Annotated in this window: 14 protein-coding genes; 11 read left to right on the forward strand and 3 right to left on the reverse strand. The window is 42.2% G+C overall.

The window, feature by feature from the left end:
• Positions 1 to 89 precede the first annotated feature (89 nt).
• Positions 90 to 1,526, forward strand: a complete 1,437-nt coding sequence (locus tag QWZ01_RS04450) for an N-acetylneuraminate synthase family protein (RefSeq protein ID WP_290322031.1) — start codon at positions 90 to 92, stop codon at positions 1,524 to 1,526.
• Positions 1,527 to 1,589: 63 nt separating this feature from the next.
• Here the strand turns inward: QWZ01_RS04450 and QWZ01_RS04455 are convergent, their stop codons facing one another.
• Together QWZ01_RS04455 and QWZ01_RS04460 are read right to left on the reverse strand one after the other, a co-directional pair.
• A complete protein-coding gene (locus QWZ01_RS04455; RefSeq protein ID WP_290322032.1) occupies positions 1,590 to 1,991 on the reverse strand; it encodes a helix-turn-helix domain-containing protein in 402 nt (133 codons plus the stop codon).
• 69 nt (positions 1,992 to 2,060) lie between these two features.
• Positions 2,061 to 2,582, reverse strand: coding sequence for a UpxY family transcription antiterminator (locus tag QWZ01_RS04460; protein WP_290322033.1), 522 nt, complete (start codon positions 2,580 to 2,582; stop codon positions 2,061 to 2,063).
• A 479-nt stretch (positions 2,583 to 3,061) separates the two neighbouring features.
• On the opposite strand from QWZ01_RS04460, the gene QWZ01_RS04465 reads away from it, so the two are divergent.
• From QWZ01_RS04465 to cysN, 8 genes are all read left to right on the forward strand, one after another.
• Positions 3,062 to 3,877: a 2,3,4,5-tetrahydropyridine-2,6-dicarboxylate N-succinyltransferase gene (locus QWZ01_RS04465; RefSeq protein ID WP_290322034.1), complete on the forward strand. Its 816-nt coding sequence runs from the start codon at positions 3,062 to 3,064 to the stop codon at positions 3,875 to 3,877.
• Positions 3,878 to 3,962: 85 nt separating this feature from the next.
• Entirely contained in the window at positions 3,963 to 4,952 is a 990-nt protein-coding gene (locus QWZ01_RS04470; RefSeq protein WP_290322035.1) for a glycosyltransferase family 9 protein, read from the forward strand.
• The gene (locus tag QWZ01_RS04475) at positions 4,945 to 5,511 is read left to right on the forward strand and encodes an L-threonylcarbamoyladenylate synthase (protein ID WP_290322036.1); all 567 of its coding nucleotides are present in this window, start codon (positions 4,945 to 4,947) and stop codon (positions 5,509 to 5,511) included. The genes QWZ01_RS04470 and QWZ01_RS04475 overlap by 8 nt, the downstream gene beginning before the upstream one ends.
• Positions 5,512 to 5,687: 176 nt before the next feature.
• Positions 5,688 to 7,106 carry a CCA tRNA nucleotidyltransferase gene (locus QWZ01_RS04480; RefSeq protein WP_290322037.1) on the forward strand — a complete coding sequence of 473 codons (1,419 nt, stop codon included), beginning with the start codon at positions 5,688 to 5,690 and terminating at the stop codon, positions 7,104 to 7,106.
• A 34-nt stretch (positions 7,107 to 7,140) separates the two neighbouring features.
• Positions 7,141 to 7,800, forward strand: a complete 660-nt coding sequence (locus QWZ01_RS04485; RefSeq protein ID WP_290322038.1) for an IS1096 element passenger TnpR family protein — start codon at positions 7,141 to 7,143, stop codon at positions 7,798 to 7,800.
• Positions 7,801 to 7,869: 69 nt separating this feature from the next.
• On the forward strand, positions 7,870 to 8,793 hold the full coding sequence (gene miaA, locus QWZ01_RS04490) for a tRNA (adenosine(37)-N6)-dimethylallyltransferase MiaA (RefSeq protein ID WP_290322039.1): 924 nt from the start codon (positions 7,870 to 7,872) through the stop codon (positions 8,791 to 8,793).
• 129 nt (positions 8,794 to 8,922) lie between these two features.
• Entirely contained in the window at positions 8,923 to 9,828 is a 906-nt protein-coding gene (gene cysD / locus QWZ01_RS04495; RefSeq protein ID WP_290322040.1) for a sulfate adenylyltransferase subunit CysD, read from the forward strand.
• Positions 9,829 to 9,949: 121 nt separating this feature from the next.
• Positions 9,950 to 11,194 (forward strand): sulfate adenylyltransferase subunit CysN, encoded by a 1,245-nt coding sequence (gene cysN, locus QWZ01_RS04500; RefSeq protein ID WP_290322041.1) that lies wholly within the window; start codon positions 9,950 to 9,952, stop codon positions 11,192 to 11,194.
• Positions 11,195 to 11,331: 137 nt separating this feature from the next.
• On the opposite strand, the gene QWZ01_RS04505 is transcribed toward cysN, so the two are convergent.
• On the reverse strand, positions 11,332 to 12,417 hold the full coding sequence (locus QWZ01_RS04505) for a mannose-1-phosphate guanylyltransferase (RefSeq protein WP_290322042.1): 1,086 nt from the start codon (positions 12,415 to 12,417) through the stop codon (positions 11,332 to 11,334).
• Between the two features lie 250 nt (positions 12,418 to 12,667).
• Here QWZ01_RS04505 and QWZ01_RS04510 point away from each other — a divergent pair, with 250 nt between their 5' ends.
• Together QWZ01_RS04510 and QWZ01_RS04515 are read left to right on the forward strand one after the other, a co-directional pair.
• Positions 12,668 to 13,930, forward strand: a complete 1,263-nt coding sequence (locus QWZ01_RS04510) for an oligosaccharide flippase family protein (protein ID WP_290322043.1) — start codon at positions 12,668 to 12,670, stop codon at positions 13,928 to 13,930.
• The gene (locus tag QWZ01_RS04515) at positions 13,923 to 14,855 is read left to right on the forward strand and encodes a glycosyltransferase family 2 protein (RefSeq protein WP_290322044.1); all 933 of its coding nucleotides are present in this window, start codon (positions 13,923 to 13,925) and stop codon (positions 14,853 to 14,855) included. The genes QWZ01_RS04510 and QWZ01_RS04515 overlap by 8 nt, the downstream gene beginning before the upstream one ends.
• Positions 14,856 to 14,989: the final 134 nt, after the last annotated feature.

The raw sequence follows: 14,989 nt of genomic DNA on the forward strand, positions 1-14,989 counted from the left end.
ATTTAACTCCAGACAATGAGCCCGGTAGCCGGTGCTGTATTCATTAACCTAAATAAAAAACTTTACACAGCAATTTAATTCAATACCAAATGAATGAAATTTTAAAACAGAAAGCAGCAGGAATTAAATTATTGATAACCGATTGCGATGGTGTGTTAACAGACGCAGGTGTTTACTATGGTAATGAAGGCGAAGACCTTAAAAGATTCAATATGCGCGATGGCATGGGTGTAGAACGGTTGCGTAAATATGCAGGCGTTGATACTGCCATTATCACCGGCGAATTTTCACCTTCGATAGTAAAACGGGCCGAAAAACTGCAGATAATTGAACTGCATTTAGGAATAAAAGATAAGGTATCTGTCTTTAAAGAGATCTGCGACCGCCTGAGTTTGGAGCCGGCACAAATAGCCTATATCGGCGATGATTATAATGACCTTGAGGTAATGAAACTGGCCGGTTTAACCGCCTGCCCTGCCGATGCCCTGCCCATCATAAAAAACATAGCTGATATGGTTTGTTCGCTTAAAGGCGGCGAAGGTTGTTTCCGCGAATTTGCCGAATTGATCATTGATGCCAAAAACAATACATTTACTGCAAACGGGCAAAATGGCACCATCACCCTGAATAACGGGCGTGTAATTGGTAAAGGTCATCCAAGCTATATTATAGCTGAAATTGGCATTAACCATAACGGATCATTGGAAACCGCCAAAAAACTGATTGATGAAGCGGTGGCCGCAAAAGCCGACGCCGTAAAGTTTCAGAAAAGAACACCGGAAATTTGTGTACCCAAAGATCAGTGGGAACTAATGAGAGATACCCCATGGGGCCGAATATCATACATTGATTATAAACGTAAAACAGAATTTGGTATAGCCGAATATGCTACCATTGACCAATACTGTAAAAAACTGGGGATAGACTGGTTTGTATCGGCCTGGGACGCACCATCAGTTGATTTTATGGAACAGTTTGATACCGTGTTGTACAAACTGGCTTCAGCATCATTAACCGATTTTGAACTGATCCAGCGCATCCTGGAAACAGGCAAACCGCTGATGCTGTCAACCGGTATGTCAACCATCAAGGAGATAGAAACCACTATGGATTATATATATGCCTTTGATGCTAACTATCCGTTGTTCATAGCACACTCTACCTCTGCCTATCCGTGCATTCCGCAGGAGTTGAATTTAAAAATGATCCAAACGCTCGAAGCTAAATATCCGGGTATACCTGTTGGTTATTCGGGTCACGAAACCGGTTTGGCCACTACTGTAGCTGCCGTTACCATGGGCGCTACCTTTGTTGAGCGTCACTTTACGCTTGACAGGGCCATGTGGGGATCTGACCATGCTGCATCTGTTGAACCGCAAGGCCTGCAACGCCTGGTACGCGACATCAGGGATGTGGAAACAGCTATGGGCGATGGGCTTAAAAAAGTTTACGAATCTGAGCTGGCTCCCATGAAAAGGCTGCGCGTAAACATCAGCGATGAGTATAAAGAAAAGCCAATGGCTTAATCAGCAATATAGCTTTTTATTATTAAAAAAGCCTGCAGATCAACATCTGCAGGCTTTACTGTTTTAAGCTTTTACTATGCCTTCCAGCCCGGCAGTGTTAAAATGCTGATCCATTTTTGAGTAGGTTAACAACATTTTATTGTATTGTTCAAGCAGTGATATATACCTGTCTTTCCATACATGATGGGTTGGCAGCTCCCAAAATATGGGGTCGTTGCTTTCAGGTTCCTTATATGTACTTGTTTCTTTGAAATCTTCTTTTGTAAAAAGGTTCGGAAACTCAACAGAAAAATCGTGTTTCAGGATCATGCCAATCCTGTAAATTATTTCCGTTTTTAAATATTTCTGATTAAACCAGTTATAAACCGTTCTGCGGTTAACGTGTGTAACTCTTGCAATTTCACTGATGCTGTAACCTTTTTTTCTGATTAACATCTCCAGAATATGTCCATTATGATTTTCCATAACTATATTTTTTAGGGGAATGGATTATTAAACCGTTCTTATTAAATATCTATACTAAGTATGTTCTGCTTAAGCAAAACTCATGGTGGTTTTATCGGTATCAACTACCAATGCGCAATTAAGCTCCTTCATCATCAGTACAACTGATTTTCCGTTGATCTTAATTACTTCGCCCTGCCAGTCAAGGAGTAAGCCACCTTCTATCTTCATAGTATCCCCTACTTTAATGCGGGGAAGGCTAACCGCCTCGATATTGTCATGGCTGCTGATCAGCGTTTTAATGCGTTCTATTTCCGCATTATCAACCGATGCCGTTTTGCCGCAGTGCTGTACAAAGTTTACAACACCGGGAGTTTGCCTAACGCTAAGCTGCTGCTTCAGGTCGGCCATAACAAATAAGTAAGAACTGAATAAAGGAAGTTCAACCACTTTCATTCTGTCGGCCCATCGCCGCTTGGTTTTAATGGTTGGGCAAAAAGAGTTGATATTCTGAGTTCTCAGGTGTTCATCAACCTTTTTTTCCCAGCGAGATCTGGTGTAAACCACCATCCACTGAGATTTGTCATTTTGAGTTTGTGTGAAGTTTTTCATTATAATTAAAGTGAGAGTTATTTAATGATACTTAATCACCGGTAACACACTATAAAAAAGAGTGTTATCTATCTTGGTTATAATCCTGCACGCGGTTGAAAACAGCAAGAGGATTATTGGAGTTTTAGTAGTTGCATTTTTCCATATAGCGCCGAATAAAGGTTATCAAATAAGTGTTACAAATGTGAGAATTAGGTGTGATGTAAAGATAAATTACACATCCTTAGCATATTACTCGTTAAAGTTCAAATTTCGGCTGCTAAGGCTCATAAAACATATTAATGAATATTTCATGAACAATTCTGGATTTAATATGGGGTATGGTTACCGTTCCTTAATAATAAGGTGTAATAATACATGTGGGAGCAATTTCACAGCTAAAAGGTAATAGGGCAAGGTATAACTTGTGCACACATTCAGTATATTCAAAGTAATTCTCCTTAAAATTCCTTTAATTTGCCAAAAGTTTAATTTTACCAATGCAAGATCTTAAAAAACTGATTGAAGATGCCTGGGAAGACAGGAATCTGCTGAACTATAATGAATATACTACCGCCATTGAAACCGTTATTGACCGGTTGGATAGGGGTGAGATACGTGTAGCCGAGCCAATTGGCACTCGCTGGCATGTAAACGAGTGGATCAAAAAAGCAGTAGTACTATACTTCCCAACCCGCCAGATGGAAGAAATTAAAGTTGGCCCCTTTGTATTTCATGATAAAATGAAATTGAAAACCAACTATAAAGCAACCGGTGTACGCGTTGTACCTCACGGAATTGCCCGTTACGGCGCTCACCTTGCAAAAGGAGTAATCATGATGCCATCATACGTAAACATTGGTGCTTATGTTGATGAAGGTACTATGGTTGATACCTGGGCTACCGTTGGTTCATGCGCGCAAATTGGCAAGCATGTGCACTTAAGTGGTGGTGTTGGTATTGGCGGTGTGCTTGAGCCTCTGCAGGCTGCTCCGGTTATTATTGAAGATAACTGTTTCCTTGGTTCACGTGCAATTGTGGTTGAGGGTGTGCATGTTGAGCACGAAGCAGTATTGGGCGCTAACGTGGTTTTAACTGCATCAACTAAAATTATTGATGTAACTGGTTCAACCCCGGTTGAATATAAAGGTCGTGTACCTGCCCGTTCGGTAGTTATCCCGGGTTCATATACCAAAAAATTCCCGGCTGGTGATTTCCAGGTGCCTTGTGCTCTAATCATTGGTACCCGTAAAGAATCAACCGATAAAAAAACATCATTGAACGACGCTCTGCGCGATAACAACGTAGCTGTTTAAATAAGTTTTGAGTAGTGGGTTATGAATGGTGAGTATTTGAAAAACTTACAACTCATAACTAACTACTCATAACTCAAAACTCAAGATGAAGATACTGATAAGGCTGCCTAACTGGCTTGGCGATGTAGTGATGAGTACAGCCTTCGTCGCGGCAGTAAAGCAGCTTTACCCTGATGCTCAAATTGATGTGATCATCAAAAAAGAGCTGAGCAATATGGCTCCGCTCATACCCGGTATCAATCAGGTATACCCTTTCTCCAAACAAGAATACAACGGACTAACCGGTGTTTACCGTTTCGGCAAAAAACTGCGCCCGCAACACTATGATCTGTTTTTTAATCTGCCGCAGTCCCTTTCATCATTGGTAATGGCTAAGGCTACATCTGCCAAAAAGCGGATAGGTTTTGGTAAGGAGGGCGGTTTCTTCCTGCTCAGCAATTCTTACAAAAAACCGGCTAACCTGCACCGGGTTGATGAATACGTGTCATTATTGGAGCAATTTACCGGTAAAACAATAGCCCATAAGCAGGTAACGCTAAAAGCAGAAAGGACTACTCCAAAGCAACCAAACCGGGTCTTAATAAATTTCAACTCCGAAGCCTCGTCCCGGCGCATGCCACTTGATAAAGGACGGGCGCTGCTCAATAAACTGACCGCTACTTTCAGCAATACCACATTTTGCCTTATTGGATCAACTAAGGAGGCAGTGTTTGTAAGCCAGTTTATCATCGGCTCCGAAAACTCCGACAGGCTGGAAAATTATGCCGGCAAAACTGACCTGCCAGGCTTATGCAGTTTAATGGCCCAAAGCGCCGCTGTATTAACCACCGATTCGGGTCCGGCACATTTGGCCAATAGCGTAGGCGCACCTGTTATTGCTTTGTTTGGCGCAGGTAATGAGCACAATACAGCCCCTTATAACAAACAAAATTTAACCATACTGCGTTATGGTAAACTAACCTGCGAACCGTGTGTACGCAATACCTGCAAACTATACGGCGTTCCTAAATGCATGGAACTGCTGGATGAACTGCAAATTATAAACGCATTAAGCTTATATATTAACCATGCTTAGAGACGAAGTTGCCAAAGCATTTAAAATACTGCAAGAGGGCGGGATAATCCTGTACCCCACCGATACCATTTGGGGCATTGGCTGTGATGCCACCAATACCGAAGCTGTGCAAAAGATCTATCGCCTGAAACAGCGCGACGAGGCTAAAAGCATGATCATTTTGCTGGATACCGAAAACAAACTGGAAAGCTACGTTCGCGATGTGAACCCGCTGGCTTATGACCTCATAGAATATGCCGAAAATCCGCTGACACTGGTAATGCCAGGCGCCAAAAATGTTTCGCCAGCCTTAATAGCTGCCGATGGCAGTATAGGTATCAGGGTAACCGGTAATGACTTTTGTAAGCAACTGATACAAAGGCTGCGCAAGCCATTGGTATCAACATCCGCCAATATAAGCGGCAAACCATCGCCGCAATACTTTTCGCAAATTGATCAGGAAGTGATTGATGGAGTTGATTATGTGGTTGATATTGATCAGCACAGTAAGGAGATCAAAAACCCATCAACCATCATGAAATTATCGCCCGATGGCACATTTGAGTTTCTACGCAGATAGATGTGTGAGAACAAGGAAAAAAGACAAAGGAGCAAAGAGAAAAATCGATATAATCCCTTAATGCGGTAAATCCTGGTTCAGGCAATTTTGTTTTGGAATTTAGCATTACCTTTGCACTTTGTTTTAAAACTTGTTTTAGGATTTAGAACTTAGCGTTTAGTATTTTATCAAACTACATGAAAGCCCACCTGCAGCACCCCGTATTTTCTATTATATCAAAACTTGCGGCTCAGCATGAGGCTCAGGTTTACGCTATAGGTGGCTTTGTGCGCGATATATTCTTAAAACGCCCTTCAAAGGATATCGACATTGTTATTATAGGCAACGGCATTGCCTTTGCCGAGGCCGTGGCAGCAAAACTAAAGGTAAAACTTGCTGTATATAAAAACTTCGGCACCGCATCTTTAAAATACCAGGATCTGGAAATTGAGTTTGTTGGGGCAAGGAAAGAATCGTACCGACTCGATTCGCGCAAGCCTATTGTGGAGAACGGCACGCTGGAAGACGATCAAAAACGCCGCGATTTTACTATAAATGCCCTGGCTATATCACTTCACCCGGATACCTTCGGCGATCTGCTTGACCCCTTCGGCGGTATTGCTGATCTGGAACAAAAGCTGATCAGGACACCGCTCAATCCTGCCGAAACATTTTCTGACGATCCCTTACGTATGATGCGAGCCATTAGGTTTGCCTCACAGCTCAACTTCCGTATAGATGATATTGCTGTGCAGGCCATCAAAAATAATGTTGATCGCATCAGCATTATTTCGCAGGAACGCGTTACCGATGAGTTGAACAAGATCATCTTGTCGCCTCTGCCTTCAATTGGTTTTAATTATTTGTTTGATACCGGTTTGCTGCACAAAATATTCCCGCAAATGGCCAACCTGTACGGGGTGGATTATATTGACGGTAAAGGCCATAAAGATAACTTTTACCACACCCTGCAGGTACTTGATAACATAGCCGAAACCACCAATGACCTTTGGCTGCGTTGGGCCGCTATATTACATGATATTGCCAAACCGGCAACCAAACGCTTTGAACCCGGCCACGGTTGGACGTTTCATGGCCACGAAGACCGCGGCGCGCGCATGGTACCTAAAATATTTGCCCAGTTAAAATTGCCGCTTAACGAAAAAATGAAGCAGGTACAAAAACTGGTTCAGCTGCATTTAAGGCCCATTGTACTTTCACAATCCATCGTTACCGATTCGGCAGTGCGCCGTTTGCTTTTTGAGGCTGGAGACGACATTGAGGGACTCATGCTGTTGTGTAAAGCAGACATTACCACCAAAAACGAATATAAGGTTAAAAAATATCGTAACAATTTTGAGCTGGTTCAACAAAAATTAAAAGATGTTGAAGAGCGCGATAGTATCAGAAACTGGCAGCCACCGGTTACCGGTAATGATATTATGCAGCTTTTTGGTATAAAAGAAGGCCGTGAAGTGGGTATTATCAAGAATCAGATACGCGAAGCCATCCTGGAGGGTGATATTCCCAACAACCGCGAGGCCGCCATTAACTTTACAATTGCCAAAGGTTTGGAAATTGGCTTAAAAGTTGTGGCAAACACAAAATTGAATTAAAAGATTATTTTTGTCCCCAAAATTTACAAAAACAATGGCACTATACAGGTTCAGGATTACTTTCGAAGATTATGATGATGTGATAAGAGAGATTGATGTAAAATCAAATCAGACCTTCGAGGATCTTCACCGCGCAATACATCAATCAACAGGGTACAATCCAGAGTTTTCGTCATCATTTTACATCAGTAATGACCAATGGACCAAGGGAGAAGAAATCACCTACTTACCTAACCAAAAAAGAATTGACCGTGGTGTATCATTAATGAGCAAAGTAAAGCTACTGAGTTTTATAGATGATCCGCATCAAAAATTTTACTATACATTCAATTTTGATCGCCCGTTTGATTTTCACGTTGAACTGATGAAGATCATTTTAGATGAAACACCGGGAACAGTATATCCATCGGTTGTAAAATCAGTTGGCGAGGCACCTAAGCAATTTGGCAACGTATTTAACCCTACCATTTTACCACCAACAAGTGAAGATTTTGACTTTTTGAACGAGATGGCCTTTAATCCCGAAGATGCGGAAGATTTTTCTGAGGTAACAGATACCGGAGTAGATGAACTACCAGAAGAAAAGCACGCTGAAGAGGAGGAGGATGAAGATGAGTTTGGAAACGAATTTGCCGACGATGAAGGCTTTGAGGATGATGACAAACCTCACCGCGGTGGCAGTGATGATTACTAATTGATAATAGAATAAACACAATATTCAAACGTCATTGCTACAAAACACGCAATGACGTTTTTTTTAATCATGACCCAATCCACTGTAACCAAAACCCTCATTGTAGTTGCCGGCCCTACGGCCGTAGGTAAAACAGCGGCAGCTATTGAACTGGCAAAGCATTATAACACGGTTGTGGTTTCGGCCGATTCAAGGCAGTTTTTCCGGGAAATGACCATCGGTACAGCTAAGCCTAATGCAGCAGAATTGGCAGCCGTAAAACATTACTTCATTGATTCGCATTCCATAACCGAGCCCTTTTCGGTTGGCGATTTTGAAAAAGATGGCCTTGCCCTGCTTGATGAGCTTTTTAAAATACACGATCATGTTATTTTGGCAGGAGGATCGGGTCTGTATATCAAAGCTATTTGCGAAGGATTTGACGAGCTGCCTAAAGCTGATCCTGCCATCAGGGAAAACTTAAACCGAGAGCTGGAAGAAAAAGGGATCGCCAGCTTACAACAAAAATTAAAATTTGCGGACCCTGTATATTATGATGAAGTTGACCTGGATAACCCCCAGCGCATCATCAGAGCTCTTGAGGTTTTTGAAAGTTCTGGCAAACCTATTTCATCATACCGGCAGGCTACCGTAAACAAACGCCCGTTTAATATTGTTAAGCTTGCCCTGAACCTTCCCCGCGAAGTATTGTACAACCGCATTAATGCCCGGGTTGATGTAATGATGCAACAAGGATTACTGGCCGAGGTACAATCTCTCCTTCCCTACCGGCAGTTGAATGCCCTGCAAACGGTAGGCTACGCCGAACTGTTTGATTACATTGATGGCCAAACCAGCCTGGAAAAAGCAGTTGAAATGATTAAACAAAACACCCGCCGCTTTGCCAAAAGGCAGCTTACCTGGTTTCGTCGCGATAGCCAGTTTCATTGGTTTGACGCCGGCGACGCTGATGTGATAACGCAGATGATAAACACCATTTCATCGGCATCTTAGTGTATGTAGTTAATTTTCAGGACTAAAAATCTTCTTTACTTATCGATATAATGCGCTTAAATTGTTAATATTGCAGTTTAATCGGTAAACACTACTTCTTAGGTGGGCTTACCGGGTTTTCAGTAAAACATGCACAAATATTATCTTACTCATCTGCAGGAATTAGAATCCGAGGCCATCTATGTTATTAGGGAAGTTGTGGCCCAGTTTGATCGTCCTGCCATTTTGTTCTCGGGCGGAAAAGACTCTATCGTGGTTACCCACTTAGCTCAAAAAGCATTCTGGCCTGCCAAGATCCCTATGCCCCTGATACATATTGATACCGGGCATAACTTTCCCGAAACAATGGAATTCAGAGATAAACTGGTTGACAGGTTAGGCGTACAACTGATTGTAGGCTCTGTTCAGGAAGCCATAGATAAAGGCCGTGCGGTTGAAGAAAGTGGTATTAATGCCAGCCGAAACGAACTGCAGATAGTATCATTACTGGATACCATTGAACATCATAAAATTGATGCTGCCATTGGCGGCGCCCGCCGCGATGAGGAAAAAGCACGTTCAAAAGAACGTTTCTTTTCGCACCGCGACGAGTTTGGTCAGTGGGACCCTAAAAACCAGCGCCCTGAACTTTGGAACATTTTCAATGGCCGCAAAAGAATGGGCGAGCATTTCAGGGTATTCCCGATCAGTAACTGGACCGAGATGGATATCTGGAACTACATTCTCCAGGAAAATATAGCTATACCTTCACTTTATTTTGCCCATAACCGTGAGGCCGTTTACCGTGATGGTACGTGGTTGCCGGCATCAGAATTCCTGGTACTGCGCGATGGTGAAAAAATAGAGAATAAACTGATGCGTTTCCGTACCCTTGGTGATATTACAATCACCGGAGGTATCGAATCTGAGGCGGATACACTGGAGAAGATCGTAGAGGAAGTATCGGCTACCCGCAGCACCGAGCGTGGCAACCGGAGCGACGATAAACGCTCTGATACCTCAATGGAAGACAGAAAAAAACAAGGTTATTTTTAAATTGATTTTAAATAGTAGTAAGTAGTTAGTATCAGGTATCAAGATTTCTGAAATGATTAGTTTCTTAGTGAAGCTTCTTGATACCTGATACTAACTACTTGATACTAACAAGGCATATATTATGGAACTATTACGTTTTACAACAGCCGGTAGTGTAGATGATGGCAAAAGCACCCTCATCGGAAGATTATTATACGACTCCAAATCTATTTTTGAGGATCAGATGGCGGCCGTAAAACAATCGAGCGAGAGAAAAGGCTTGCAGCATATCGATCTTTCATTGCTTACCGATGGCTTAAGGTCTGAACGGGAGCAAGGTATTACCATTGATGTTGCTTACCGTTATTTTGCTACGCCAAAACGTAAATTTATCATTGCCGATACCCCCGGGCATATCCAGTACACCCGTAACATGGTTACCGGTGCATCTACCGCCAATCTGGCTTTAGTACTGGTTGATGCCCGTAAAGGTGTGGTTGAACAAACCTGCCGTCACTCGTACATAGCCTCGCTTTTAAAAATACCGCATATTATTGTTTGCATCAACAAGATGGACCTCGTTGATTACTCAGAAGAGGCTTTCAATAAAGTTGTAGAGCAATACAATGATTTTGCCGGTAAAATTGACGTAACCGACATTCGCTATATACCCATCAGCGCTTTGGAAGGCGATAACGTGGTAAATGATTCTGAAAATATGCCATGGTACAAAGGCACCAGCTTATTACATACGCTGGAAACCATACACATTGGCAGTGATGAGAACCATGTGGATGCCCGTTTCCCGGTACAAACTGTGATACGCCCGCACGCTGCAGAATATCATGACTACAGAGGTTATGCAGGCCGTATTGCCGGAGGTATATTTAAGCCAGGTGATAAAATTACTGTACTTCCTTCGGGTTTAACATCGGCAATAAAATCTATTAATACTTTTTCCGGACCGGTTGAGGAAGCTTTTGCGCCAATGTCGGTATCCATAACTCTGGAAGACGATATTGATATAAGCCGTGGCGACATGATCATTAAGGATGATAGCGAACCGCTGGTAAGTCAGGATATTGATGTAATGCTTTGCTGGATGGCCTCTAAGGGCCCTCGTCCCGGTGCAAAGTATCACCTGAAAAACACTACCCGCGAAGTAATGGCCATTATTAAAGAGGTTTATTACAAACTCGATATCAACACTCTTGAAAAACTGGAAGATGCCGGCGATATTAAAATGAACGAGATGGCCCGCGTGCGCCTGCGTACCACCCAACCTCTTGTTTTTGACGAATACCGAAAAAACCGGATCACCGGCTCCTTAATACTTGTTGATGAATCAACCAACGAAACTGTGGCTGCGGGAACAATACTATTGTAGCCCCCCAGCCCCCTAAAGGGGGAGCTTTTTGATTTTCAGGGTACTGAAATGAAATTAAAAAGGCCAGCTTCAAAAAGCTGGCCTTTTTAATGAATAAGGTTTTCAAAACTCCCCCTTCAGGGGGCTGGGGGGCTTGGCTAAATATACTTGGCCCCGAACTTGTTCTTCACATCGGCTACCACCTGTTTCACATTCTGTTCCTGATCGCGCGGGCAGATGAGCAGGGTATTGTTTGATTCTACCACGATAAAATCATGCAGACCCTGCAATATCACCAGCTTTTCGCCGGGTACGTTCACCATGCAGTTGGATGAATCATACATGATCACTTTTTCTGACGGAATTACCGCGTTGCCTACATAATCCTTCTCGGCCAGGTCATAGATAGAGGCCCAGGTACCCAGGTCGCTCCAGCCAAAAGCCGATGGCAGTACGTACACATTGTCCGCCTTTTCCATGATGCCATAATCTATCGATATGTTGATGCAATGCTGGTAAGCTTTATGGATATGGGTCTTCTCGTTCTCGGTATTGTATACCGGACGGGCTTCGGCAAATATTTCATGCATCTCGGGCAGGTGCTGGCCAAAAGCTTTGACAATGGCTTTGGCCGACCATACAAAGATCCCCGCGTTCCATAAAAAGTCGCCGCTTTGTATAAACGTGCGGGCTATCTCCAGCGTGGGTTTCTCGGTAAAGGTTTTTACCTTATGAAAATCATCATTGATCACATGATCAGTATACTGGATATAACCATAGCCCGTATCCGGACGTGATGGTTTGATGCCCAGGGTGATCAGGCTTTCGGAAGTTGCCGCCGTTTCCAGTGATTTTTCAATGGCGTGTACAAAGGCTTCCTCATCCAGGATCTGCTGATCAGACGGGGCCACCACGATCACGGCATCAGGGTTCAATGTTTCTATTTTAAAACAGCCGTAGGCCACGCAGGGGGCCGTATTGCGCATTACCGGTTCAGTAAGTATCTGCTGTTCGCCTATATCAGGTAACTGACTTTTTACCAGTTTGGTGTAATTCTCATTGGTTACAATGTATATGTTTTCGGGAGGACATACTTTCAGGAAACGTTCGTAGGTGTTTTGGATTAAAGTTTTTCCTGTTCCTAAGATGTCTATAAATTGTTTAGGATGCGATGAACGGCTGATGGGCCAAAATCTGCTGCCGATGCCGCCGGCCATGACGATCGCATAATTGTTTTTATTCATGTGTAAGGGGGTTAGTGGGGTATTTTTTAAATATCATAATTACAACTATTCTGATCATTTAACGTCAACATGTTTGAATGATAAATGTGTTTATCAGACTCCGGCTAATATAAAACATCTATTTAACTTTAAACATCACAAAAATCCTAAAAACCGTAGAATTGACCATTATTAGCATTTATCACAATAACAACCTGATATCTATTATCATTAAATTATACTAAATTCGCTGTTTCATCAATAGGCCACATTGAAACAAAAATTAATACACGCTTATCTTAAATTAAGGGAAACCAACATTCTTTCTAATTTTCTAAACCTAAGCAGCATCCAGCTTTCCAACATCTTGTTGCTGATGCTCATATTCCCGATAATTACCAGGAAAATAGGTATTGAAGCGTTTGGTTTTGTAACCCTGGCCAATACGTTTGCCACACTTGCAGGTGTAGTTATCAACTACGGTATTAATCAATCGGGCATCAGGGATGTGGCCTTGAACATTAAGGATAAGCAAAAACTAAGTATAGTGTTTTATAACGCGCTTTGGATAAGGGCCATCATATTTATACTCTATATTGTGTTTCTGTATACCGTTCAATGGTGGGGAATGAAATATTACGGCCTCATTATTTTGGCAACACCGCTGGTAATTGCTGAGGTCTTAAACCCTTTGTTTTTCTTTATCGGCACCGAACGGCTAAAGATCTACAACGTAGCCAATGTAGTAACCAAAGTGATCTCCATTTTATCATTAGTTATATTTGTTAAAAGCTCGGCAGATGCAGGCTGGGTTAACTTTATCCTGGGGCTTGCAGGTGTGATAACCTATGCAGGGTTGTTGATATACGCGGTGAAAGAATTTAAATTATCGTTCAGTTTGCCGGTAACATCTGATCTGCTAAAATTGGGAAAGGATAACTTTTATCTTACTGCGAATAATATATCAGTTCAGCTGCAGCAATCCATCATGATATTTGCCTTGGGGCACCTCGGTAACCCGGAATGGCTTGGGGCCTATGCCCTGTGTGATAAAGTTATCCAAACCTGCCGAATGCTTATTATTTCTGTTTCCAACGCCATATACCCAAAATCAGTCCAGATTTATCAGCAAGGTGTACGTATTTGGGAATTGTACAGAAAGAAAACCAAATGGCTGATAACATGTATTTTCTTTATGGGCTCACTAAGCATTTTTATACTTGCCGATTTTATCATCTATGTTATCTCGGGGCAAAGAGACCATACCGCAGTGGTATTTTTAAGGATCATGTGCCTGGTGCCCACAGTTGCATCGCTCAACTTTATAAATGTTATTGACCAGCTGCTGAAAAACAATACCGCTTACATATTCCGCATAGCCATTATATTGCTTGGAGTTTCCTTGCTCCTGGCCTGGCTGCTGTTCCGTTCGCATTGGTATATTTTGTTTGGTTCGTTTACGCTTATTCTTGAAATTTGCGGGTTAATGATGTATGAATACACAATAAAAAAGCCAGCCAGAAACAATGCATAAGCCCGTTGCTGTAATTTTGGTTAATTGGAATACCGCTGAGTACACAGCGAACTGTATTTTGTCATTAAAGCAATATGGTGATGAAAACCTGTTTGATATCATCGTGGCCGATAACGGATCAACAGATGGTTCACTAATGCAGCTGCAAAAACAGTTCCCGGGCTTAATATTTATTGATAATCAGGAAAACCTGGGCTTTGCCGAAGGAAATAACCGGGCTATTGAATATGGCATAAAAGCCGGGTATAAATATTCGCTCATTATCAATACCGATACGCTGATTGATGAAGACATCATCACCAACCTGTACAATCATTTACAGCAGCACCCGGAAGCGGCAGCCGTACAACCGGCTATTTACTGGATGCATGATAAAACCCGTATCTGGAATGGTGATGGTAAATTCAACGTCCTTTCCGGAACAACCTTTAACGATAACAGGCTCCCGGCTCAACAACAAAAAGGCACCCATTATAAAACGGCCGAGTGGCTTACAGGTTGTTGCATGCTGGTTAGCAATGCTGCTTTAAACAAGGCCGGACTGTTCAACAAGCAATTCTTTTTATATTTTGAAGATGTAGACCTTTCATTCAGGCTCAGAAATAAGGGATACCAGCTACATTATTTATTTTCAAGCAAAATGTATCATGAGGCGGGAGTTTCGGCCAAGAGCGGTGTTACTAAGGAAGGTAACCTGAACCCTATCATACATTATTATGTTTCCCGGAATCACCTATGGATTATCAGGGGATATGGAAAGCCTTTGTTTTATCCTGTAAACTTTATTTATAACGGCGTTTACTACCTTGCTCTGTTAAGCTATTTAAAATTGCGCGGCCGCAACGAAAAAGTAAAGCAGTTAATTAAAGGATTGAAAGATGGCTTATTCACATCAAAAGAATTAATTTGGCCAGAAAATAATTAAATCCCCCCGACAAGCATGTTCATTTTTTTGCTGATTTATATTATTTCCTTCATTGTATCATTAAGAGAAGTATTAAAGGGCAACGCCCAGGGGGTACTTGTTTTCATGATCTTTGGGTTATCGATGTATTATAC

It is taken from the genome of Mucilaginibacter aquaedulcis, assembly GCF_030409325.1.
GTDB lineage: Bacteria > Bacteroidota > Bacteroidia > Sphingobacteriales > Sphingobacteriaceae > Mucilaginibacter > Mucilaginibacter aquaedulcis.